Raw genomic sequence first — 18599 nt, 5'->3', positions numbered from 1 at the left:
CGGCCTGTGCGGGACCGTCGGCGGCATGGATGCCGCCGAGGAGCCTACAGGGACGTATTCACGGCGTGTCCCGCACAGGCCGGGCCGCCGGCTTCCCCCACGGAGGCTTCCGCACTGAAGGATGCATTCACGGCGTGTCCCGCAAAGACAGGGCCCAGCTCCCTCCGCGAGTCCCCGCCCAGGCGATACCGGCTTCCCCCCGAAAAGGTTCCCGCGCTAGCGATGGTGAGCCGCTATTGTTCCGCGCGTTTTTTTCCGCATGCCATCGGCAATCCCTGCCGGCGGGCGGAGAGGGCGTGCCGGGTGGCGTGCGAGTGCAGCGCCGGGATTTCAGTCGACTGCTTCGAAGCGGTTGGCGGCGACGTTCTTGCGCACCTTGGCCGGGTTCCAGATGCGGCCGTTCATGGCGATGTACACGCCTGCCGGCAGCGACTGCACCGCGCCGACCGCGGTGCCGATGTTGAACTCGGCGTCGGAGCCGCGGAAGCGCGCCGGATTCAGCGCACCGGTGAGGACGATGGTCTTGCCGGGGATGCTCGCCAGCACCTTGGCCGTCTCCACCATACTGTCGGTGCCGTGGGTCACCAACACGTGGCACGCGTCCTGCGCGGCGATGGTGGCGCGCAGCAGCTCGCGGTCGGCGGCGTCGATGTGCAGCGAATCCTTGCGCAGGATCGGGATCACGTTGAAGCGGAACGCCACCCCCAGCTCCTGCAGGATGTGGCCGATCTGCGGCTCGCCGACCTGGTAGTCCGACTTGTCGTCGAAATAGACCTTGTCGATGGTGCCGCCGGTGGTGACGACCAGTAACTCGTCCATCGCCTCGTTCCGTCGCGTTGCCGGGCGCAGATTATACGGCCGCACCCGGGTGCGCCTGCCCGCGGCGCAGGCGGGCGAGCGGGCGCGGCAAGGGCGCGACGGCGCCGGCGCTCAGGTGCGCTTGCGCGCGAAGCGGGCGCGCAGTCCGGGCAGGCTGGCGGTGAACACGATCGCCAGCGCCAACGCGGTCGCGGCCAGCGCCAGGCCGCGTTCGGGCGGCCGCGTCCACGCCACCATGATCCCGTGCGCGAACCACGCCAGCGCCAGCAGCCCGGCCCAGAAGCCGGCGCGATTGCGGCCGCGCGCCACCGCCAGCGCCAACAGCAGCGGCGGCAGCGCGAACACGGCCACGGCGACCCACTGCCCGTCGCGCCCGAACCACCACGCATACAGCGCGGCCAGCGCAACCAGGGCAGCACCAAGCACGCCACGCGCGCGGCTCACGGCGCCAGCCTCGCGGCCAGCTGCGCGATGCGGCGGCCGAGCGCGCGGGCAAGCAGCGCTTCCTCGTCGCTGGGCTGCGGGTCGTCCTGCGGGCCGGCGACGTGGCTGGCGCCGTAGGGCGTGCCGCCGCTGCGGGTGGTGTTGAGCGCCGCCTCGGTGAACGGAATGCCCGCGATCACGCAGCCGTGGTGCAGCAGCGGCAGCAGCATCGACAGCAGCGTGGCTTCCTGGCCGCCGTGCAGGGTGGCGGTGGAAGTGAACGCCGCCGCCGGCTTGCCGACCAGGGTGCCGCTGGCCCATTCGGCACTGAGCCCGTCGATGAAGTGCTTCAGCGGCGCAGCCATGTTGCCGAAGCGGGTCGGGCTGCCCAGCAGCAGGCCGGCGCATTCCTCCAGGTCCCGGCGCTCGACGTAGGGCGCGCCGTCCTCGGGCACCGGCGCGCTCGCCACCTGCGTGGTCGCGGCCACCGGCGGCACCGTACGCAGGCGCGCGGCCATGCCCGCGACCTCGCCGATGCCGCGCGCCACCTGCCGCGCCAGCGCCGCCACCGAACCGCCGCGGCTGTAGTACAGCACCAGAATCTCGGGCATCGCATCCTCCTGTAGCCGGCAAGCATAGGCGATGCCGCCGGCGCGGCGGGGCATGCGGTACCCTTCGCCCGATGGAACCGCTGGACTCGATCAACCGCTGGAGCGATCGCCTGCGCGACCGCGCGCGCGCCAGCGCGTTCTTCCGTTTCCTGTGGCGGCGCTTCCGCGACGACCGCCTGTTCGAGGCCGCCGGCGCGCTGTCCTACACCACCGTGTTCGCGCTGGTGCCGCTGTCGATGGTGGCGTTCGGGGTGCTGTCCGGGTTTCCGGTGTTCGAGAAGTGGGGCGAGCAGCTCACCCGCTACGTGTTCGACAACTTCGTGCCCAGCTCGGCGCGCGCGGTCGAGCAATACCTGTCCGAGTTCCTGGCCAACACCGGGCAGCTGACCACGGTCGGCGTGATCGCGCTGGTGATCTCGGTGCTGATCACGCTGACCAGCGTGGAGGCCGCCTTCAACCGCATCTGGCGGGTCAAGACCGCGCGCCCGCGGTTCGGCCGCTTCCTGGTGTACTGGACGGTGCTGACGCTGGGCGCGCTGGGCGCGGCGGCCAGCCTGGCGCTGTCGACCCAGTTCTTCGCGCTGGCGGTGTTCCAGACCGAGCCGGGGCGCGCGCTGGAAGCGCTGATGCTGCGGCTGGCGCCGATGGCGATCGAGCTGGCGGCGTTCGCGGCGATCTTCCGCATGGTGCCGCACCGCACCGTGCAGTGGCGCCACGCCGTGGCCGGCGCGGTGCTGTCGGTGGCGCTGTTCGAGCTGCTGCGCTGGGGGCTGGGGCTGTACCTGGGCAGTTTCGGCTCCTACCAGAAGATCTACGGCAAGCTCGCCGCCGCGCCGATCCTGCTGCTGTGGATCTACTTCGGCTGGGTCTCGATCCTGCTGGGCGCCTCGTTCGCGGCGTCGATGTCGGCGTTCCGCTACCAGCCGGCGGCGATGCGCCTGCCCGAGGGCTACGAGCTTTACGGCCTGCTGCGCCTGCTCGGCCGCTTTGCCGAGTACCGGCGCCAGGGGCGCGGCCTGCACAGCGACCAGATCCAGCAGCTCGAGCCGATCCTCACGGACGCCATGATCCAGGAGTCGCTCGGGCAGCTGGCGGCCATTGGCGTGGTCAGCCGCGCCGAATCCGGCGAGTGGCTGCTGGCGCGCGACCTGGACGACCTCAGCATGGCCGACCTGTACGAGGCCTGCCAGCTGCGCATCCCGATCGCCGAGGCGCGGCTGCCGTGCCACGACGACGCGCTCGGCATCGCCGCGCGCGAGGAACTCGACCAGCTGCGCCTGCCGCTGCGCGAACTGCTCAAGCGCCGCGTGTCCAACGTCTACGAAGACCTGTCGAAGGAATCCCCATGAACCGTCTGTTGTGCCTGGCCTGCGTGGCCGCGCTGGCCGTGGCCGCCTGCAAACCCGCCGGCGATGCCGCCGCACCCGCCGCCGCGCCGCCGGCCGCGGCCCCCGCGCCCGCGCCCGCAGCGCCCGCCGCGGAGGTGCCACCGGCAGCGGCGCTGCCGCAGCAGCCGACGCTGCAGGTCGCCACGCTCGACGGCAAGCCCTACGACCTGGCCGCGCACCGCGGCAACTGGGTGGTGGTCAACTTCTGGGCGACCTGGTGCGGGCCGTGCCTGAAGGAGATGCCGGAACTCTCGGCGCTGGACGCGATGCGCGAGCACGTCGAGGTGATCGGCCTGGCCTACGAGGAGATCGAACCGGCCGAGTTGCAGGCCTTCCTGCGCAAGCACCCGGTGGTGTATCCGGTGGCGATCATCGACGTCTACGACCCGCCGAAGGATTTCGCCACCCCGCGCGGCCTGCCCACGACCTATTTGATCGCGCCCGACGGCAGCATCGCCAGGCACTTCCTCGGCCCGGTGACCGCCGCCGACATCGACGCGGCGATCGCCGCCGCCGGCGGCCCGCAGGCGGGCTGAGCGGGCGCGCCGAACCACGCAGGCATGTGGCCATGGACCGCAGCGCGCGTTTCCTGATCAGCGGCAAGGTGCAGGGCGTGTGCTTCCGCGCCAGCACCCACGACGCCGCGCTGCGCCTGGGCCTGCGCGGCTACGCCCGCAACCTGCCCGACGGCCGCGTCGAAGTGCTGGCCACCGGCGACGCCGCGGCGCTCGACGCCCTGGCGCAATGGCTGCAACACGGCCCGCCGCTGGCGCGGGTGGATGCGGTCGAGCGCCATGAGGCGGATAGGGATGGTGCGGTGCGAGGGTTCGAGGTGGGTTAGTGAAGCTGCTTTCGACCCAAAGCAGTCATTCTCTATGACATGTTTCGGTGTCGAAAGGTCATCAACTTTCAGCGTCGCGTGCGGCGCTGGACGGATATCTGTTGAATAATCCGACGATTGATCTTGCGTTTCCACTCGAGCTGTTTAGGCGAGAGTTTGCGCTTTCGGCGAGTTTCTACAAGGAAGCCGTATTCGGAATCATAGATAAAGCCGAGCTTGCGTCCGTGCTCTATTACGTCGAGGTTTGCATTCGCATACGGGTCTTTGGCGATGCGCTTCAGGCCATCGAACAAGTTTCCTGTATCAATGCCAATGAATCTATTGATACAAACATTACCGACATACGTTGATTCACCGGTAATGCGATTTGTTATGTAGCAGTGCTCTTTGATTTCCTGGCCACAAGGGCAGTTGTCGAACTCCTCCGTGACTTCGACGCCGACAAGCTCCCATTCTGTGCGAGCCACCTCGAAGCGGTCGGACTGTGACAGTTGGAGGATATGGGCTTTCAACCTTTCAAAGTTGTGTTCCATCGTTGGTTTCCCCTACGCCTGCCTGAGTCGCACGTCCCGCTCAGCAACGATAAACGCCAGCGCCTCCATCTGACAGACCCAACGATCGCCTAGCCCCGCCAAAGCCTCAGGTCGCGCATGAGGGTATGTGGCTGATCTGGAGTCCAGTAGACGCGCCCCCCCCGGAACCAGAAGTGCGCGCCGCAGTTGTCCCGGCGCCAGACGGACGGGGTCAGGGAACCCCCGCCTTGGCGGTTCAGATACCAACACGGACGCTGATCTGCGATCAGGTTCAGATGCAGAACCGTTCGGCACCCACAGGGACAGACCATCGCGGCGGCCCAAGTATCTCCATCCTCCGACAGCACGTAGAGCGCCCTGCTTTCCATCATTTCTGGGAAATCGTCCTCGACCTCAATGATCCTAAAGCGAGGCCGAACCACGTTACGGAACCGGTGGATCAAGTTCCTCATGAAGTTAGTCATGCTTCACCCGGTCTGAAAGCTCAGGCAACCCGAGCAACGGGTTCCGATCTCCCAAGCCGACTCGGCCCTTCAAAATTGGGCAGGCTTGGCCATGCTGTTCATGAAGGATGGTCATATCAGCCAGATCCAGCTGCAGGTGTTCGTAGGTGCGGTTGGGTGAGTCGCGAAATGGATGGAGCCGAGCGAGCAGTTCGGTCACTGCCATAGCGGCCAACTGAAAGTTGATGCTAATCACCGCTGGCCGGGACGTTGGGGCGCCGCGGATATAGCCGTCCTTTACCTGTTGAGCATGGGCAGTAGGATCGTTTCGTCGAAGTCCTGCGGCCCTCACGTCTTCCAGCGTGAAAAGCCCGCGACTCAAAAGGCTCGACCCGCCCGGCTGCAGGTAGTGAATGCTTCCGCACGCCGCCTGAATACTGCCGTCCTTTTCGCTCGCAACAAGGCGAACGCCAACATCGATGTACGGAATGATGTAGTCAGTTGTAAGCAGGTTGAGAAGGAAGCGGCCGTCGATGCTATCCATGCAACCAAACGCGACGTCGCACTCGGCAACCGCACGAACAGCATCTGCGTCCCATAGATTCTTGGAGACCACGCGGATCGTTGTTCCAAGGCCCATGCGCCGAATTGCATCGGCCAAGACATCCACCTTGCGGCGCTTGGCTTCCGCATCCTTCTTCCTGGCATTCGGTATGCGATTGAGGTTGCGCTTCTCAACGACGTCATCGTCCACTAGGACGAGTTCCCGCGGTGCAAGGCGCGCAATCTGTTCGATTAGAGGGGCGCCCGTCCCGGAACATCCGATAACGGCGATCGACATGTCACCGAACAAACGGAAAGTTTCTTCGCCAAAGACCGCAGCGTGCGACGCCGCGGATTCGCCCAGTACGGCACCGGTAGCCCAGCGTCGCAGATCCTCGCCCACGCACTGGATGGCATCGAAGAAAGTGAAGACCTCGCGTTGGTTGATGTAGCGGCCGAACATTTCTCCGTTTGGCAACATCACTACGCTTCCATGTAGCCGATCGTATGCCTCGACCCAGTCGTGTATAGCCGGCAGAAGCCGCAGGTCGCCAATCGTATCGGCTTCTGAAAATTCGGGGATCCCGGTCGGGTGACTGTGCACCTTCACCATCGTCCATCCCTCGCGCGCAGAACGGTCCAGAAGCGGCACGATGAAGTCGGTTCCCCACCTGAGTTGCACGGGAGTGCGCACTGAGCACTCCGAATAGGGGATCGCATGGACTTCGCGAACGAGCAGGCGGTGGGAGTGCGCACCCATGGCTCGACCGCAAAGCAGGATCGCAGCGGCCTCCTTGCCGTCGCCGGGGAACAGATGCTGTTGGAGCTGCAGGTGGTGCTGCTCGGTCAAGGTCAGGGTTACTCGCATTACGGGATCTCCCTGCGGAACCATTCCTCGATGGACAACACATGCCGTTCAAGTCCATCTACGCCTGCAATCCACGGGTTGGTGGCGGTGTAGTGCCTCGACCAGCGCTGGTAGGGCGTGCCATGAATGGATTGCATCGCATCCGTGGCCCGGATCGGCTGTCCGTCGCGACGCGCCATCGGGGGATCCACGTAGACCATGTCCAAGGCCGTCAGGGGGTAACCGGTTTCGAGGCGGATGGCGATGGTCACCGTTGCCGATGTATAGCCATCGCGCTGCGTACTGAAGTCGTGGATTAGGACCCATTGGCTGCCGTCGACTGTGGTCTCCCACGGACGGCCGTAGCCGTCCAGGAAGGCGATATCGTCGGGGGGAAGATCGAACTCGCGCCGAAGATCCATTGGCTCAGCCCTCAGTCTGGTCGTTCGGCAGGGCCTTGAACTTTTCGACACCGGGACGAGTCAAATCGACATGTTCACCCGGCTCGATCCGGTCGAACGCACCCCCATGCAGTTTCAGGCGCAAGGTCCACAGGCCCACCGGGACCAAGCCAGCCTTCTCGAGGATCTGCTCCCGGGTCGGGTTAGCGGTCTCGAAGACAAAAGAATCCCGGTTCACGCGAATCCGGTACCCCTTGGCCTTGGGGGGCTTCGCGCCCCGGCTGGCGTAGTCGGCGAGATCGATGATCTCGTCGAGTACCTGGTCATCGGAAGCTACAGCGTCGTCGTGCTTTTGGTTGTTGCTCATTTTTGTTCTCCTTTCGGCACAGTTTGTGACGATTCCGTCGCACGCTCTGCGTCACACTTTCTTTCTTTTTCCTGCCGTTATGGTGTCTATACAGACAACAGCGGTGGTAGTATTGAAGGCTCTCCTAGCCCCTACGGGATATGGCTAGAAGAGCAGCTGTTGTCTGGCTGGACAACACGCTAGAACAATAAATCCCACCTGTCAAGGAGGCATCGTGCCGTTACCCCCCCTGGGAGAGGCTCTGCGGTTTTGCCGGGAACGCCGGGAACTATCGTTGCGTGAAGCTGGCCTGTTAGCCGACGTGGATCACGCCTATATCCACCGCTTGGAAACAGGGCAGAAGGAGTCCCCTTCGGCCGAGGTCTTGGAGCGACTCACCCGGGTCTTGAAGCCATCGGACCGGGATGCTGAGATGCTGGCGTATCTGTTGGATCATCCTTGCGGGGACGCAGCGTTGGTCCGGTACGTGCTTGAGAATCCCTCGATTCCGATCGAGACTTTCGAGGTGGCCTATGGCGTCCGTCATCGCGGAGCCACCAGGCCCGAACCGCGGGTCTTGATCGAGCGCGCCCAAAGGGTAATCGACGCAGACGATGGATGACTTCACAGCAGAGCAGCGTGCCCGAAAATTCGTCCAGTCAGTGACGCTGGCGTCAGCCCCGGTTCCTCTTGAGCCGTATCTTGCTCACATCGGCGCTAAGGTCACCGCAGATGACGATCTCGCCGAAGGAGAGGCTGGATATACGATGACGGCAAAGGGCCGTCATACGATTGTCGTCAACGGCAATGATTCTGAGCGACGCCAACGCTTCACGATCTGCCATGAGATCGGGCATGTGGTCCTTGAGCTCGAGTCAGAACATGATGATCCTTCATGGAGCTACGAGCGTAGGCCACCCAACGAGATTTGCTGCGACATCTTTGCAGCAGAGCTATTGCTCCCTGTGTCGCTGTTCAGGCCAGCGCTTCTCAAGCGCGAGATTGATGCGCAGTCCATGACGGACTTGGCGGAGCAATTCAATGCATCGCTGTTCGCGACGGGCTCGCGTATGGTTGCGTTCTCTTCTGAGCCCTGCGCGTTTGTCGTCTCGCAAGGGGGGAAAATTAAATACGTGTTTCGCTCCTCTCCCTTGCGGGACGCGAAGCTCTGGGTGCCATCTGGCATCATGTTGCCGGATCGATCCTTGTCCGCAGCGTTGCGTAAAGAAGCAACTAGTGCGGGTCCAATCGAACTCGATGCCGATGAGTGGTTCGACGATGTCGAGGGTGGCGTCGTGCTTGAGGACGCGATTTATAATGCTTCAAGGGATCAGATGCTGACACTCTTGCGCCTGGACATTGAGGATATGCCCGAGAAGGCCGAGTCCAGCATCTACTCTCGGCAAGAGGATGACGAAGGCCTGAAGGAACTGGACGGGTACCTTCCTTGGCCAAGCAAGCGCTAGGGTATTGAACTATGACGGCAAACGGTCAAGCAACTAGCGAACGCTATTGACCGAAATCCTCTTCAAACACCTATTAAAGGTATCGGCTGCAACACGCCGTAGCGTTCGCGCAGCGGGGCCTCGGGGAGCGGGGTAAAGGCGACCGCGTCCGGTGGCACGCGGGTGTCGGGCAGGCGGTCGAGCAGGTTGCGGATCAGGGTCAGGCGGCCGCGTTTCTGGTCGTTGAAGTCGACCAGGGTCCATGGCGCGTATGCGGTGTGCGTGGCCGCGAGCATCGCTTCGCGCGCCCGGGTGTAGTCGGCGTATTTCTCGCGCGCCTTGAGGTCCACCGGCGACAGTTTCCAGCGCTTGAGCGGGTCGGCCAGGCGCTCGGCGAAGCGCTGCTCCTGCTGCGCCTGGTCGCAGCACAGCCAGTACTTGAACAGGACGATGCCGTCGTCGACCAGCAGCTTTTCGAACGCCGGCGCCTGCTGCAGGAAGGCCTGGACCTGGGCCTCGCTGGCGAAGCCCATCACCTGCTCGACGCCGGCGCGGTTGTACCAGCTGCGGTCCAGCAGCACGATCTCGCCGGCGGCGGGCAGGTGCGGCACGTAGCGCTGGAAATACCACTGCGAGGCTTCGCGCTCGGTGGGTTTGGGCAAGGCGACGACGCGGCACTGGCGCGGGTTGAGGTGGGCGCGGATGGCGTCGATTGCGCCGCCCTTGCCGGCGGTGTCGCGGCCTTCGAACACGACCACGATGCGGCGCCCGCCGTGCCGCACCCAGCGCGCCAGCGCCGCCAGTTCCTCCTGCAGCGGGCGCAGCGCCTGTGCGTAGGCCTTGCGCTTGAGCGCCTGCATTACTTGGCGGGGCGCGACTTTGCGGGGCGCGATGTGGCGGCGCGGGGTTGGGCGGGGCGCGGCCTGGGCCGCGGCCGCGGGCGCGCGTTGCCGGCCAGGCCGCGCGCCACTTCCAGCAGCGCGTCCTGCTGCCGGGTGTCGAGCAGGCGATAGGCGGCCAGCAGCTCGTGCTCGCCTTGCGTGCGCGCCGGGTCGAGGGCGTCGGCCAGTTCCGCCAGCAGTGCGCCGGCGGGCATGCCGAAGGCCTTGGCCAGCGCGTCGAGCTGGTCGCGCCCGGGGGTCTTGTCGCCGCGCAGCCAGGCCGACACGGTGTTGACGCCGGCGCGCGGGATCGCGGTGGCCAGGTCGGTGATGCTCAGGCCGCTGGCCTTGGTCAACAAGCGCAAGGTGGAGTCGAGCGCCATCGTTCACTCCTTCAGTCGCGGCCGCAGGTTGACCAGGTTGCAGGGGCCGGTGCGGGCGTCGAGCTGGGCGTGGATGATCTTCTCCCAGGCCGTGCGGCAGGCCGAGGTCGAGCCGGGCAGGGCGAACACGAAGGTGCCGTTGGCGAGCCCGGCGAAGGCGCGCGACTGCAGCGACGAGGTGCCGATCTCCTCGTAGCTCAGCGCGCGGAACAGTTCCCCGAACCCGGGCATGTCCTTGTCCAGCAGCGGCCGCAGCGCCTCGGGCGTGGAATCGCGGCCGGTGAAGCCGGTGCCGCCCGTGACCAGGATGCCGTCGACGGCGGCGTCGGCGATCCACGCCGAGACCACCGCGCGCAGGCGGTAGCGGTCGTCGGGCAGCAGGTCGCGGGCATGCAGGCGGTGGCCGGCGGCGGCCATCGCGGCGACGAGGTAGTCGCCGGAGCTGTCCTCGGCCAGGGTGCGCGAGTCCGAGACGGTCAGCACGCACAGGGACAGGGGGATGAAATCGCGATGGGCGCTCATGCGCGCAGTGTAGGGCGGGGCCCGGCCTGCCGCACGCGACGGGGCGGGGTGCGCGTGCGGCCGCGCGGGGCGGCTTTCGGCCTGCAGCGGACCGCGGCGCGGCGGTCAGTCCAGCGCGGCGTGCGCCCGCCGCCGTGCGGGGCGGGTGGCGGCCTGGGGCGGGTCGCGGTGCGGCGCTCAGTCCAGCGCCAGCGAATACCACTGGGTGGCGTCCTCGTGCCAGCCCGCCGCGCGGTACAGCGCCCGCGCGGCGGCGTTGTCGCGGGTGGTTTCCAGGCTGATGCCGGCGGCGCCGTCCTCGCGCGCGTACTGCACGGCGGCATCCAGCAAGGCCCGGGCCACGCCGCGGCGGCGGGCCGCGTCGGCGACGAACAGGTCGTTGAGGATCCAGGTGCGCGCGGTGCGGACCGAGGAGTACATCGGGTACAGCTGGACGAACCCGGCGGTCGCGCCGTCGCGTTCGGCGATCAGCACCACCGACTCGCCGAAGCGCATGCGTGCCCGCAGCCAGTCGCGCGCCCGCGCCAGATCGGCCGGTTGCCCGTAGAAGCGGCGGTAGGCGTCGAACAGCGCGGCGAGTGCGTCGAGATCGCGGGGGCCGGCGCGGCGGATTGACGTGTCCATGGCGCGAGTCTATGCGGAAGCGAAGCGATTCCCTCCCCCCACCCGCACATGGGGCGGAAGTGTTTCCCTCTCCCCGTGTACGGGGAGAGGGTGCCGAAGGCGGGTGAGGGGCAGCCCGGCGCCCGCGATGTGTCAGCGGCGGCGATGGCGCCTGGTGCGGCAGACCGAGGGGTTTCCCGCGCTCGATGCCTCGACGGCAACTGCGATGGACGGGCTCCGCCGGCCCCTCATCCGCCCTGCGGGCACCTTCTCCCCGCAGGCGGGGAGAAGGGGGCGAGGCGGGCAGCCGGCGATCCGTCCATTTCTTCCGCAGGCGGGGAGAAGGGGGGGGCGAGGCGGACAGCCGGTGATCCGCCCATTTCTTCCGCCCTGCGGGTACCTTCTCCCCGCAGGCGGGGAGAAGGGGGGCGATGCGGGCAGCCGGCGATCCGTCCATTTCTTCCGCAGGCAGGAAGAGGGGATCGATACCGGCAGCCGGAGGTCCGGTTACTCCCTGCCGAGCTGCGCCAGCGCGTCGGCCTGGTGTTCGCGGGACAGGCGCTCCACCAGCGCGTCGAGGTTGCCCTCCAGCACGTTGGGCAGGTCGTACAGGGTCAGGCCGTCGACGCGGTGGTCGGTGATCCGGCCCTGCGGGTAGTTGTAGGTGCGGATGCGCTGGCTGCGGTCGCCGCTGCCGACCTGCAGCTTGCGGTCCTGCGCCTGCGCGGCGCTGCGCTTGTCCAGCTCGGCCTCCACCAGCATCGCCTTGAGCCGCTTCATCGCCTTGTCGCGGTTGGCGTGCTGGCTGCGCTCGGTCTGGTTCTCGACCACCACGCCGCTGGGCAGGTGGGTGATGCGGATCGCCGAGTCGGTCTTGTTGACGTGCTGGCCGCCGGCGCCGGAGGAGCGGAAGGTGTCGATCTTCAGGTCGGCCGGGTTGATCTCGATGGCGACCTCGCTGGTGTCCTCGGCGATGATCGCCACGGTCGCGGCCGAGGTGTGGATGCGGCCCTGCGATTCGGTCTGCGGCACGCGCTGCACGCGGTGGGTGCCGGATTCGAACTTCAGCTTCGAGTACGCGCCGCGGCCCTCGATGCGGGCGACGATCTCCTTGTAGCCGCCGTGCTCGCCCGGATGGGCGGACTCGACGTCCACCTTCCAGCCCTGGCGCTCGGCGTAGCGCGCGTACATGCGGAACAGGTCGCCGGCGAAGATCGCGGCCTCGTCGCCGCCGGTGCCGGCGCGCACCTCCAGGTACAGGTTGCCTTCGTCGCGCGGGTCCCTGGGCACCAGCTGTGCCATCAGCTCGGTGTCAAGGTCGGCCAGGCGCTGGGTGGCGGCGGAGATTTCCTCCTCCGCCAGCGCGCCCAGCTCCGGGTCCGCGCGCAGCGCCTGCGCGGCGGCGAGGTCGCGCTGCGCCTGCGCTTCGGCGGCCAGCGCGTCGGCCACCGGTTGCAGTTGCGCGAACTCGCGCGACAGCGTGCGGAAGCGTTCGGCATCGCCGATCACGCCGGGGTCGGCGAGCAGGCGTTCGAGTTCCTCGCGGCGCTCGGCCAGGGCTTGGAGTTTGCGACGCAGGCTGGGGAGCATGGACAGGGCTTGGAGGGGGGACGGGGAATCGGGGGATCGCGATGGCGCACGGCCGGCCGGTGGCGCGCTAACGCTCTGCGTCGCGATCCGCGGACGACGCCGGCGATGCCGCGTCGCCCGATTCCGCATCCTCAATCCCCGGTTCCGGGACCTGCGGGAACAGCTTCTCGCTGGCGCGCGCGAGTTCGTGATCGCCCTCCAGCGCGGCCTGGCGCAGCGCCGCCGTCGGCGCGTGCAGCAGGCGGTTGGTCAGGGTGTGGGCGAGGAACGTCAGCACTTCGTGCGGATCGTGCCCGGCCTGCAGCTGCTGCTCGGCCTTGGCCAGCACCGCGGCGCGGACGCTGTCGCCGTGCGCGCGCAGGCGCTTGAGCGGCTCCACCCGGCCGCTGGCGGCCAGCGTTTCGACGTAGCGCGCCACCTGCAGCTCGACGATCGCTTCGGCCGCGTCGGCGGCTTCGCGGCGACCGCGGCGGTTGGCCTCGATCGCGCGTTCCAGGTCGTCGATGGTGTACAGGAACACGTCCGGCAAGGTGGCAACGTCGGACTCGATGTCGCGCGGCACCGCCAGGTCCAGCAGCAGCATCGGCCGGTGCTTGCGTTGCGCCAGCGCGGCGGCGACCTGGCCGCGCGTCACCACCGGCTCGCGGCTGGCGGTGGCGGAAAACACGATGTCGACCTCGCCCAGGTGGCGGTCCAGTTCGGCCAGCGGCAGGGCGAAGCCGCCGTGGCGCGTGGCCAGGTCCTGGGCGTGGGCGAGGGTGCGGTTGGCGACCAGCAGGCGCTTGACCTGCGACTGGGTGAGATGGCGCGCGACCAGCTCGATGGTCTCGCCGGCGCCGACCAGCAGCACCGCGGCATCGGCCGGGCGGGCGAAGGAGGCCTGCGCCAGGCGTACCGCGGTGGACGCCACGGAAACCGGGTTGGCGCCGATGCGGGTATCGGTGCGCGCGCGCTTGGCGGCGGCGAAGGCCTGCTGGAACAGGCGGTCGAGCTGGCCGCCGAGGGTGCCGGCGTGGCGCGCGGTGGTCCAGGCGTGCTTGACCTGGCCGAGGATCTGCGGCTCGCCCAGCACCAGCGAATCCAGCCCGGTGGCGACCCGGAACAGGTGCCGGACCGCGGCCGCATCCTGGTGCCGGTAAAGGTAGGCGCGCAGGTCGGCGCCGGTGTCGGGATGGCTGGCGAGCCAGTCGACCAGCACGTGGCCGTCGTCGTCGGCCACGGCGTAGAGCTCGGTGCGGTTGCAGGTGGACAGCAACGCGACCTCGCGCACCGACGGCAGGGTGCGCAAGGTGGCCAGCGCGCCGGGCAGGCTGTGATCGGCAAACGCCACCCGTTCGCGCAGGCTGACCGGCGCGGTCTGGTGGTTGAGGCCGATGGCCAGCAGGGTCATCCGGTGGACGGGTCCGTTCAGGTGCGTGCGCTAAGCTGCGCGCGGAGCAAGGTCGCCATTTTACGGCCCGGTTGCAGTCGATGCCCGTTTCGCTGTGTTTTTCCCGCATCTGCCGGTCCGGCGTCGCGTTCGGCCTGCTGCTGTTGTGCCTGTCCGCTGCGCCGGCGGCGTCCGCGCGCGCGCCGGCCGAGGACACGCTGGGCGCGACCCTGGCCGGCGAGTTCGCCTTGCAGGCCGGCAAGCTGGACCAGGCGGCGCGCTGGTACCTGGAGGCCGCGCGCGCCGCCGAGGGCGATGCCGGTCTGGCCGAACGCGCGGCCCGGATCGCGCTGCTGGCCGACGACGAGGCCAGCGCCGCCGCCGCGGTGCGGCTGTGGCGGCAGCGGGCGCCGCAGTCGCTGGCGCTGCGCGCGGCCGAGGTCACGCTGGCCTTGCGCCGCAACGACGAGCGCGGCGCCCGGCGCGGGCTGGAGGCGCTGCTGCGCAGCCGCGACGCCGGGGGCGACGGCTGGCGCTACGCGCTCGCGGCACTGGGCGGCAGCGGCCAGCATCCGCAGCTCGCGGCCCGGCTGCTGGGCCAGTTGCTGGATGCGGACCTGATCCCGAACCAGCTGCAGGCCTGGCTCGCCTTCGGCGGCCTGGCGCAACGGCTGGACCAGGAAGCGCTGGCGGCGCGCATCGTCGCCGCGGTGATCGCGCGGTTCCCCGGCGAGCCGCGGGTCGCGCTGCTGCACGCCAGCCAGTTGCGCGAAAGCGGCAATCTCGAGGACGCGCGGCGCATCCTCGCCGGCCTCGAGGCGGCCACCGACGACAACCCCGACCTGCGGCTGTCTGTGGCGGCCGAATACGACGCCCTCGGCGATCCGGGTGCCGCCGCCGCGGTGCTCGCGCGCGGGCCGCAGGACGACCGCAGCTATGGCCTGCGCGCCGCGCTGCTGGCCAGGGCCGACGACAAGGCCGGGCTCGGCCGGCTGTACGAGGCCTTGCAGCGTGATGCCGCCAGCCCCGATCCGCAGCGGCGCCTGCTGCTGGGCCAGGTCGCCGAATTCCTCGGCCGCCAGGCGCAGGCGCTGGAGTGGTACCGCAGCGTCCCCGGCGGCGGGGAGCGCTGGCAGGCGCGCCTGCGCGCGGCCAACGTGCTGCACGCGCTGGCCCGCGCCGACGAGGCCTACGCCGAGCTGCGCCGGCTGCAGGCCGAGGCCGCCGCCGACGAGGACGCGCGCCGCGATGCCTATCTGCTGGAAGCCGAACTGCGGCGCCAGGACCAGGACGATCGCGGCGAGCTCGAGGCCTACGCCCGCGGCCTGGCCGCCTTCGCCGACGATGCGGCGCTGCTGTACGCGCGCGGCCTGGCCTGGGAGCGGCGCGACGACATCCCCCGCGCGGAAGCGGATTTCCGCCGCATCCTGGTGGCCGAGCCGGACAACATCGCCACCCTCAACGCGCTGGGCTACACCCTGGCCGACCGCACCACGCGCTACACCGAGGCGCTGGAGCTGATCGACCGCGCCCGCGTCGCCGAACCCGACAACCCCGCGATCATCGACAGCTACGGCTGGGTGCTGTACCGGCTGGGCCGGCACGAGGAGGCGCTGGTGCAGCTGCGGCGCGCCTTTGCCCTGCAGAAGGATCCGGAAATCGCCGCGCACCTGGGCGAGGTGCTGTGGGTCGGCGGGCAGAAGGACGAGGCGCGACGGTATTTCGAGGAAGGCCGCAAGCTCGACCCCGACAACCGCGCGCTCAAGCGGGCGCTGGCCAGGACCGGGGCGTGAGCGTGCGCGGCTGCCTGTTCGCCGTGCTCGGTGCCGGCCTGCTGGCGGGCTGCGTCACCCCCGCGCCGCGGGCGCCGCTGCCGCCGGCCGCGCGCGCCGCCGCCGAGGCGCAGCAGCAGGCGCGCGAGACGGCGCTGGCCCGGGCCGCGGACTGGGGGCTGCAGGGCCGGGTGGCGCTGGCCAACGACGGCCGCGGCGGCAGCGGCCGGATCGACTGGCGGCAGACCGGCGCGGCCTACGCCGTCGCCTTGAGCGCTCCGGTGACGCGGCAGAGCTGGCGGCTGCAGGGCGATGCCGACGGCGCGCGGCTGGACGGGCTGGAGGGCGGCCCGCGGGTCGGCGACGACGCGGTGCAATTGCTGCGCGAGACCACCGGCTGGGACATCCCGGTGATTGCACTGGCGGCCTGGGTGCGCGGCGCGCGCGCGCCGCAGGCCGGCCCGGCGCAGCTGCAGTTCACCGCCGACGGTCGCCTGGCGCAGTTGCAGCAGGACGGCTGGACCCTTGAGTACGGCGACTGGCGGCCGCAGCCCGGGCCGGGCCTGGAGCTCCCGATGCGGATCAGTGCCGAACGCGGCGCGGCGCGGGTGCGGCTGGTGGTGGACGCCTGGAATACCGGCGGCACCGACCCGTGAACCCGCAGCCCGCCCACACCGCGGACGGCTGGTCGCGCTGGCCGGCCCCGGCCAAGCTCAACCTGTTCCTGCGCATCCCCGGCCGCCGCGCCGACGGCTACCACCGGCTGCAGACCGTGTTTCGCCTGCTGGACTGGGGCGATAGCGTGCACCTGCGGCCGCGCCGCGATGCCCGCATCGTCCGCCACGGCGCCTCGGTGCCGGGCGTGGAGGCTGCCGACGACCTCCTGGTGCGCGCCGCGCAATTGCTGGCAGTAGAAGCCAGCATCGGCAAAGGCGTCGACATCCGCGTCGAAAAGCGTATCCCGGCCGGGGCCGGCTTCGGCGGCGGCTCGTCCGATGCCGCGACCGTGCTGGTGGCGCTGGACCAGCTCTGGGGCACGCACCTGGGCCTGGACCGGCTGGCCGCGCTGGGCCTGCGCCTGGGCGCCGACGTGCCGGTGTTCGTGCGCGGCGCCAATGCCTGGGCCGAGGGCGTCGGCGAGCTGCTGACGCCGCTGGACCTGCCGCCGGCGTGGTACGTGCTGGCCGATCCCGGGGTGCATGTCGCCACCGCGGCCTTGTTCCAGGCGCCTGAATTGACGCGCGATGCGCCCCTCGCGACAATAGCCGACTTCGTTTCGGGTGCTCCGCTCGGCAATGCCTTCGAGCCGGTGCTGCGCCGCCGCGAACCGGCCGTGGAGGCCGCGTTCGCTGCGCTGGCGCGGATCGGCCGGCCGCAGTTGACCGGGTCGGGCAGCGGCTGCTTCGTCGGCTTCGGCGATCGTGCTTCCGCGCAGGCCGGGCTGACCTTGCTGCAACAGGGCAGGCCGGCCGGCTTGCGGGCATGGATCGCCGAGGGCGCGGCGCGGTCGCCGTTGCATGAGGCGCTGGACGCGTATCGCCTGCAGGGGCGTCGCCAAGTGGCCCAAGGCACCGGGTTTTGATCCCGGCATTCGCAGGTTCGAATCCTGCCGCCCCTGCCATCCGCGGACCGTTCCGCGGCAGTGCGCGCCTGCGGGTGCGCAGGCGGGACAACCGGAAACCCGCGCACGGATGCGCTCCACCCACAGCCGCCAAGGTCAGAGCGACGCGGACATGACAAGGCAAGACGATCGCAACCTGCTGGTGTTCACCGGCAACGCCAACCGGCCGCTGGCCCACGCGGTGTGCAAAGAGCTCGGCGTGCGTCCCGGCAAGGCGCTGGTCGGGCGTTTTTCCGACGGCGAGGTGCAGGTCGAGATCGAGGAGAACGTCCGCGCCCAGGACGTGTTCGTGATCCAGCCCACCTGCGCGCCCAGCGCCGAGAACCTGGTCGAGCTGCTGGTGCTGATCGACGCGCTCAAGCGCGCCTCGGTGGCCAGCGTGACCGCGGTGGTGCCGTATTTCGGCTACGCCCGCCAGGACCGCCGCCCGCGCTCGGCACGCGTGCCGATCACCGCCAAGGTCGCCGCGCAGATGTTCTCCACCGTGCGCACCGACCGGGTGCTGACGGTGGACCTGCACGCCGAGCAGATCCAGGGCTTCTTCGACATCCCGGTCGACAACGTGTACTCCTCGCCGCTGCTGCTGGCCGACATCTGGCGCCACTACGGCACCCAGGACATGGTGGTGGTGTCGCCCGACGTCGGCGGCGTGGTCCGCGCCCGCGCCATCGCCAAGCGCCTGGACGACGCCGACCTGGCGATCATCGACAAGCGCCGCCCCAAGGCCAACGTGGCCACGGTGATGAACATCATCGGCGACGTCGCCGGCAAGGCCTGCGTGCTGGTCGACGACATCGTCGACACCGCCGGCACCCTGTGCGCGGCGGCGGCGGCGCTGAAGGCGCGCGGCGCGCTCAAGGTGGTCGCGTACTGCACCCATCCGGTGCTCTCCGGCGCCGCGCTCGACAACCTGGGCAAGTCGCAGCTCGACGAACTGGTGGTGACCGACACCATCCCGCTGTCGGAAGCGGCCCGCAACAGCGGCCGCATCCGCCAGCTCAGCGTCGCCGAGCTGCTGGCCGAGACCATCCGCCGGATCGCCTTCGGCGAGTCGGTCAGTTCGCTGTACGTGGATTGACCAGGGAGTCGCGATTCGGGATCCGGGAGCGGGCACTTCGCCGCTCCCCGATCCCGAATCCCGATTCCCGGGAGCCACCGCTCACCTGGTCGCGGGTGAGTGGCATCGCCGCCGCGAGGCGGTCCAACGCAACGAGAAGC

At 69.1% G+C, this 18599-nt stretch carries 23 protein-coding genes and 1 tRNA gene; 10 read left to right on the top strand and 14 right to left on the bottom strand.

Features of this window, described 5'->3' with window-relative positions; translation table 11 throughout:
• Positions 1-330 precede the first annotated feature (330 nt).
• The 3 genes from D0Y53_RS11290 to wrbA all read right to left on the bottom strand — a co-directional run bounded on the left by D0Y53_RS11290 (position 331) and on the right by wrbA (position 1853).
• Positions 331-819, bottom strand: coding sequence for an asparaginase domain-containing protein (locus tag D0Y53_RS11290; protein WP_117203420.1), 489 nt, complete (start codon positions 817-819; stop codon positions 331-333).
• A gap of 111 nt (positions 820-930) precedes the next feature.
• Complete coding sequence (locus D0Y53_RS11285) at positions 931-1263, bottom strand: DUF2069 domain-containing protein (protein WP_117203419.1); 333 nt, start codon at positions 1261-1263, stop codon at positions 931-933.
• Positions 1260-1853 carry an NAD(P)H:quinone oxidoreductase gene (gene wrbA / locus D0Y53_RS11280; RefSeq protein ID WP_117203427.1) on the bottom strand — a complete coding sequence of 198 codons (594 nt, stop codon included), beginning with the start codon at positions 1851-1853 and terminating at the stop codon, positions 1260-1262. Before wrbA ends, D0Y53_RS11285 begins: the two co-directional genes overlap by 4 nt.
• 71 nt (positions 1854-1924) lie before the next feature.
• Between wrbA and D0Y53_RS11275 the strand changes: the two genes are divergently transcribed.
• From D0Y53_RS11275 to yccX, 3 genes are read left to right on the top strand one after another with little or no spacing between them, the layout of a single operon-like run.
• Positions 1925-3202, top strand: coding sequence for a YihY family inner membrane protein (locus D0Y53_RS11275; protein WP_117203418.1), 1278 nt, complete (start codon positions 1925-1927; stop codon positions 3200-3202).
• Positions 3199-3777 (top strand): TlpA family protein disulfide reductase, encoded by a 579-nt coding sequence (locus tag D0Y53_RS11270; protein WP_117203417.1) that lies wholly within the window; start codon positions 3199-3201, stop codon positions 3775-3777. The genes D0Y53_RS11275 and D0Y53_RS11270 overlap by 4 nt, the downstream gene beginning before the upstream one ends.
• Before the next feature lie 32 nt (positions 3778-3809).
• Complete coding sequence (gene yccX, locus D0Y53_RS11265; protein WP_117203416.1) at positions 3810-4082, top strand: acylphosphatase; 273 nt, start codon at positions 3810-3812, stop codon at positions 4080-4082.
• Between the two features lie 68 nt (positions 4083-4150).
• Here the strand turns inward: yccX and D0Y53_RS11260 are convergent, their stop codons facing one another.
• From D0Y53_RS11260 to D0Y53_RS11240, 5 genes are all read right to left on the bottom strand, one after another.
• On the bottom strand, positions 4151-4615 hold the full coding sequence (locus tag D0Y53_RS11260) for a hypothetical protein (protein ID WP_117203415.1): 465 nt from the start codon (positions 4613-4615) through the stop codon (positions 4151-4153).
• 89 nt (positions 4616-4704) lie between these two features.
• On the bottom strand, positions 4705-5067 hold the full coding sequence (locus tag D0Y53_RS13325; protein ID WP_465252458.1) for a ubiquitination-like system serine protease family protein: 363 nt from the start codon (positions 5065-5067) through the stop codon (positions 4705-4707).
• 4 nt (positions 5068-5071) lie between these two features.
• Positions 5072-6469 carry a ThiF family adenylyltransferase gene (locus tag D0Y53_RS11250; protein WP_158550648.1) on the bottom strand — a complete coding sequence of 466 codons (1398 nt, stop codon included), beginning with the start codon at positions 6467-6469 and terminating at the stop codon, positions 5072-5074.
• Positions 6469-6870 carry an E2/UBC family protein gene (locus D0Y53_RS11245; RefSeq protein WP_117203412.1) on the bottom strand — a complete coding sequence of 134 codons (402 nt, stop codon included), beginning with the start codon at positions 6868-6870 and terminating at the stop codon, positions 6469-6471. Before D0Y53_RS11245 ends, D0Y53_RS11250 begins: the two co-directional genes overlap by 1 nt.
• A 4-nt stretch (positions 6871-6874) precedes the next feature.
• Positions 6875-7216, bottom strand: coding sequence for a multiubiquitin domain-containing protein (locus D0Y53_RS11240; protein WP_117203411.1), 342 nt, complete (start codon positions 7214-7216; stop codon positions 6875-6877).
• Positions 7217-7430: 214 nt separating this feature from the next.
• Between D0Y53_RS11240 and D0Y53_RS11235 the strand changes: the two genes are divergently transcribed.
• Together D0Y53_RS11235 and D0Y53_RS11230 are read left to right on the top strand one after the other, a co-directional pair.
• Positions 7431-7817 carry a helix-turn-helix domain-containing protein gene (locus D0Y53_RS11235; protein WP_233511763.1) on the top strand — a complete coding sequence of 129 codons (387 nt, stop codon included), beginning with the start codon at positions 7431-7433 and terminating at the stop codon, positions 7815-7817.
• Positions 7810-8661, top strand: coding sequence for an ImmA/IrrE family metallo-endopeptidase (locus D0Y53_RS11230; RefSeq protein WP_117203410.1), 852 nt, complete (start codon positions 7810-7812; stop codon positions 8659-8661). Before D0Y53_RS11235 ends, D0Y53_RS11230 begins: the two co-directional genes overlap by 8 nt.
• A gap of 62 nt (positions 8662-8723) precedes the next feature.
• On the opposite strand, the gene ppk2 is transcribed toward D0Y53_RS11230, so the two are convergent.
• From ppk2 to hemA, 6 genes are all read right to left on the bottom strand, one after another.
• On the bottom strand, positions 8724-9500 hold the full coding sequence (ppk2, locus tag D0Y53_RS11225; RefSeq protein ID WP_117203409.1) for a polyphosphate kinase 2: 777 nt from the start codon (positions 9498-9500) through the stop codon (positions 8724-8726).
• Positions 9500-9904, bottom strand: a complete 405-nt coding sequence (locus tag D0Y53_RS11220; RefSeq protein ID WP_233511762.1) for a helix-turn-helix domain-containing protein — start codon at positions 9902-9904, stop codon at positions 9500-9502. The genes ppk2 and D0Y53_RS11220 overlap by 1 nt, the downstream gene beginning before the upstream one ends.
• A gap of 3 nt (positions 9905-9907) precedes the next feature.
• Complete coding sequence (gene moaB, locus D0Y53_RS11215; protein WP_117203408.1) at positions 9908-10426, bottom strand: molybdenum cofactor biosynthesis protein B; 519 nt, start codon at positions 10424-10426, stop codon at positions 9908-9910.
• A 177-nt stretch (positions 10427-10603) separates the two neighbouring features.
• The gene (locus D0Y53_RS11210) at positions 10604-11050 is read right to left on the bottom strand and encodes a GNAT family N-acetyltransferase (protein ID WP_117203407.1); all 447 of its coding nucleotides are present in this window, start codon (positions 11048-11050) and stop codon (positions 10604-10606) included.
• Positions 11051-11536: 486 nt separating this feature from the next.
• Positions 11537-12619, bottom strand: a complete 1083-nt coding sequence (gene prfA / locus D0Y53_RS11205; protein ID WP_117203406.1) for a peptide chain release factor 1 — start codon at positions 12617-12619, stop codon at positions 11537-11539.
• Between the two features lie 67 nt (positions 12620-12686).
• Positions 12687-14009, bottom strand: a complete 1323-nt coding sequence (gene hemA, locus D0Y53_RS11200; RefSeq protein ID WP_117203405.1) for a glutamyl-tRNA reductase — start codon at positions 14007-14009, stop codon at positions 12687-12689.
• An 80-nt stretch (positions 14010-14089) separates the two neighbouring features.
• Here hemA and D0Y53_RS11195 point away from each other — a divergent pair, with 80 nt between their 5' ends.
• From D0Y53_RS11195 to D0Y53_RS11175, 5 genes are all read left to right on the top strand, one after another.
• On the top strand, positions 14090-15781 hold the full coding sequence (locus D0Y53_RS11195) for a tetratricopeptide repeat protein (RefSeq protein ID WP_117203404.1): 1692 nt from the start codon (positions 14090-14092) through the stop codon (positions 15779-15781).
• Positions 15778-16416: a lipoprotein insertase outer membrane protein LolB gene (lolB, locus tag D0Y53_RS11190; protein WP_117203403.1), complete on the top strand. Its 639-nt coding sequence runs from the start codon at positions 15778-15780 to the stop codon at positions 16414-16416. The genes D0Y53_RS11195 and lolB overlap by 4 nt, the downstream gene beginning before the upstream one ends.
• The gene (ispE, locus tag D0Y53_RS11185; RefSeq protein ID WP_117203402.1) at positions 16413-17342 is read left to right on the top strand and encodes a 4-(cytidine 5'-diphospho)-2-C-methyl-D-erythritol kinase; all 930 of its coding nucleotides are present in this window, start codon (positions 16413-16415) and stop codon (positions 17340-17342) included. Before lolB ends, ispE begins: the two co-directional genes overlap by 4 nt.
• Positions 17305-17381, top strand: a tRNA-Gln gene (locus D0Y53_RS11180). Before ispE ends, D0Y53_RS11180 begins: the two co-directional genes overlap by 38 nt.
• A 112-nt stretch (positions 17382-17493) precedes the next feature.
• Positions 17494-18459, top strand: coding sequence for a ribose-phosphate diphosphokinase (locus tag D0Y53_RS11175; protein ID WP_158550647.1), 966 nt, complete (start codon positions 17494-17496; stop codon positions 18457-18459).
• Positions 18460-18599 lie beyond the last annotated feature (140 nt).

Origin of the sequence: Cognatiluteimonas weifangensis, assembly GCF_003416885.1 — a bacterium.
Taxonomy (GTDB): domain Bacteria; phylum Pseudomonadota; class Gammaproteobacteria; order Xanthomonadales; family Xanthomonadaceae; genus Cognatiluteimonas; species Cognatiluteimonas weifangensis.
The sequence above is the reverse complement of the archived record's forward strand: the minus strand, read 5'-3'. Positions and strand labels throughout refer to the sequence as shown.

Excerpts from the sequence above, each read along its gene's own strand:
- wrbA (WP_117203427.1), bottom strand. The coding sequence starts at position 1,853 with ATGCCCGAGATTCTGGTGCTGTACTACAGCCGCGGCGGTTCGGTGGCG.
- D0Y53_RS11260 (WP_117203415.1), bottom strand. The coding sequence starts at position 4,615 with ATGGAACACAACTTTGAAAGGTTGAAAGCCCATATCCTCCAACTGTCA.
- hemA (WP_117203405.1), bottom strand. The coding sequence starts at position 14,009 with ATGACCCTGCTGGCCATCGGCCTCAACCACCAGACCGCGCCGGTCAGC.
- D0Y53_RS11245 (WP_117203412.1), bottom strand. The coding sequence starts at position 6,870 with ATGGATCTTCGGCGCGAGTTCGATCTTCCCCCCGACGATATCGCCTTC.
- D0Y53_RS11240 (WP_117203411.1), bottom strand. The coding sequence starts at position 7,216 with ATGAGCAACAACCAAAAGCACGACGACGCTGTAGCTTCCGATGACCAG.
- D0Y53_RS11210 (WP_117203407.1), bottom strand. The coding sequence starts at position 11,050 with ATGGACACGTCAATCCGCCGCGCCGGCCCCCGCGATCTCGACGCACTC.
- moaB (WP_117203408.1), bottom strand. The coding sequence starts at position 10,426 with ATGAGCGCCCATCGCGATTTCATCCCCCTGTCCCTGTGCGTGCTGACC.
- D0Y53_RS11270 (WP_117203417.1), top strand. The coding sequence starts at position 3,199 with ATGAACCGTCTGTTGTGCCTGGCCTGCGTGGCCGCGCTGGCCGTGGCC.
- D0Y53_RS13325 (WP_465252458.1), bottom strand. The coding sequence starts at position 5,067 with ATGAGGAACTTGATCCACCGGTTCCGTAACGTGGTTCGGCCTCGCTTT.
- D0Y53_RS11230 (WP_117203410.1), top strand. The coding sequence starts at position 7,810 with ATGGATGACTTCACAGCAGAGCAGCGTGCCCGAAAATTCGTCCAGTCA.
- prfA (WP_117203406.1), bottom strand. The coding sequence starts at position 12,619 with ATGCTCCCCAGCCTGCGTCGCAAACTCCAAGCCCTGGCCGAGCGCCGC.
- D0Y53_RS11195 (WP_117203404.1), top strand. The coding sequence starts at position 14,090 with ATGCCCGTTTCGCTGTGTTTTTCCCGCATCTGCCGGTCCGGCGTCGCG.
- D0Y53_RS11220 (WP_233511762.1), bottom strand. The coding sequence starts at position 9,904 with ATGGCGCTCGACTCCACCTTGCGCTTGTTGACCAAGGCCAGCGGCCTG.
- D0Y53_RS11290 (WP_117203420.1), bottom strand. The coding sequence starts at position 819 with ATGGACGAGTTACTGGTCGTCACCACCGGCGGCACCATCGACAAGGTC.
- yccX (WP_117203416.1), top strand. The coding sequence starts at position 3,810 with ATGGACCGCAGCGCGCGTTTCCTGATCAGCGGCAAGGTGCAGGGCGTG.
- D0Y53_RS11175 (WP_158550647.1), top strand. The coding sequence starts at position 17,494 with ATGACAAGGCAAGACGATCGCAACCTGCTGGTGTTCACCGGCAACGCC.
- D0Y53_RS11275 (WP_117203418.1), top strand. The coding sequence starts at position 1,925 with ATGGAACCGCTGGACTCGATCAACCGCTGGAGCGATCGCCTGCGCGAC.
- ppk2 (WP_117203409.1), bottom strand. The coding sequence starts at position 9,500 with ATGCAGGCGCTCAAGCGCAAGGCCTACGCACAGGCGCTGCGCCCGCTG.
- D0Y53_RS11250 (WP_158550648.1), bottom strand. The coding sequence starts at position 6,469 with ATGCGAGTAACCCTGACCTTGACCGAGCAGCACCACCTGCAGCTCCAA.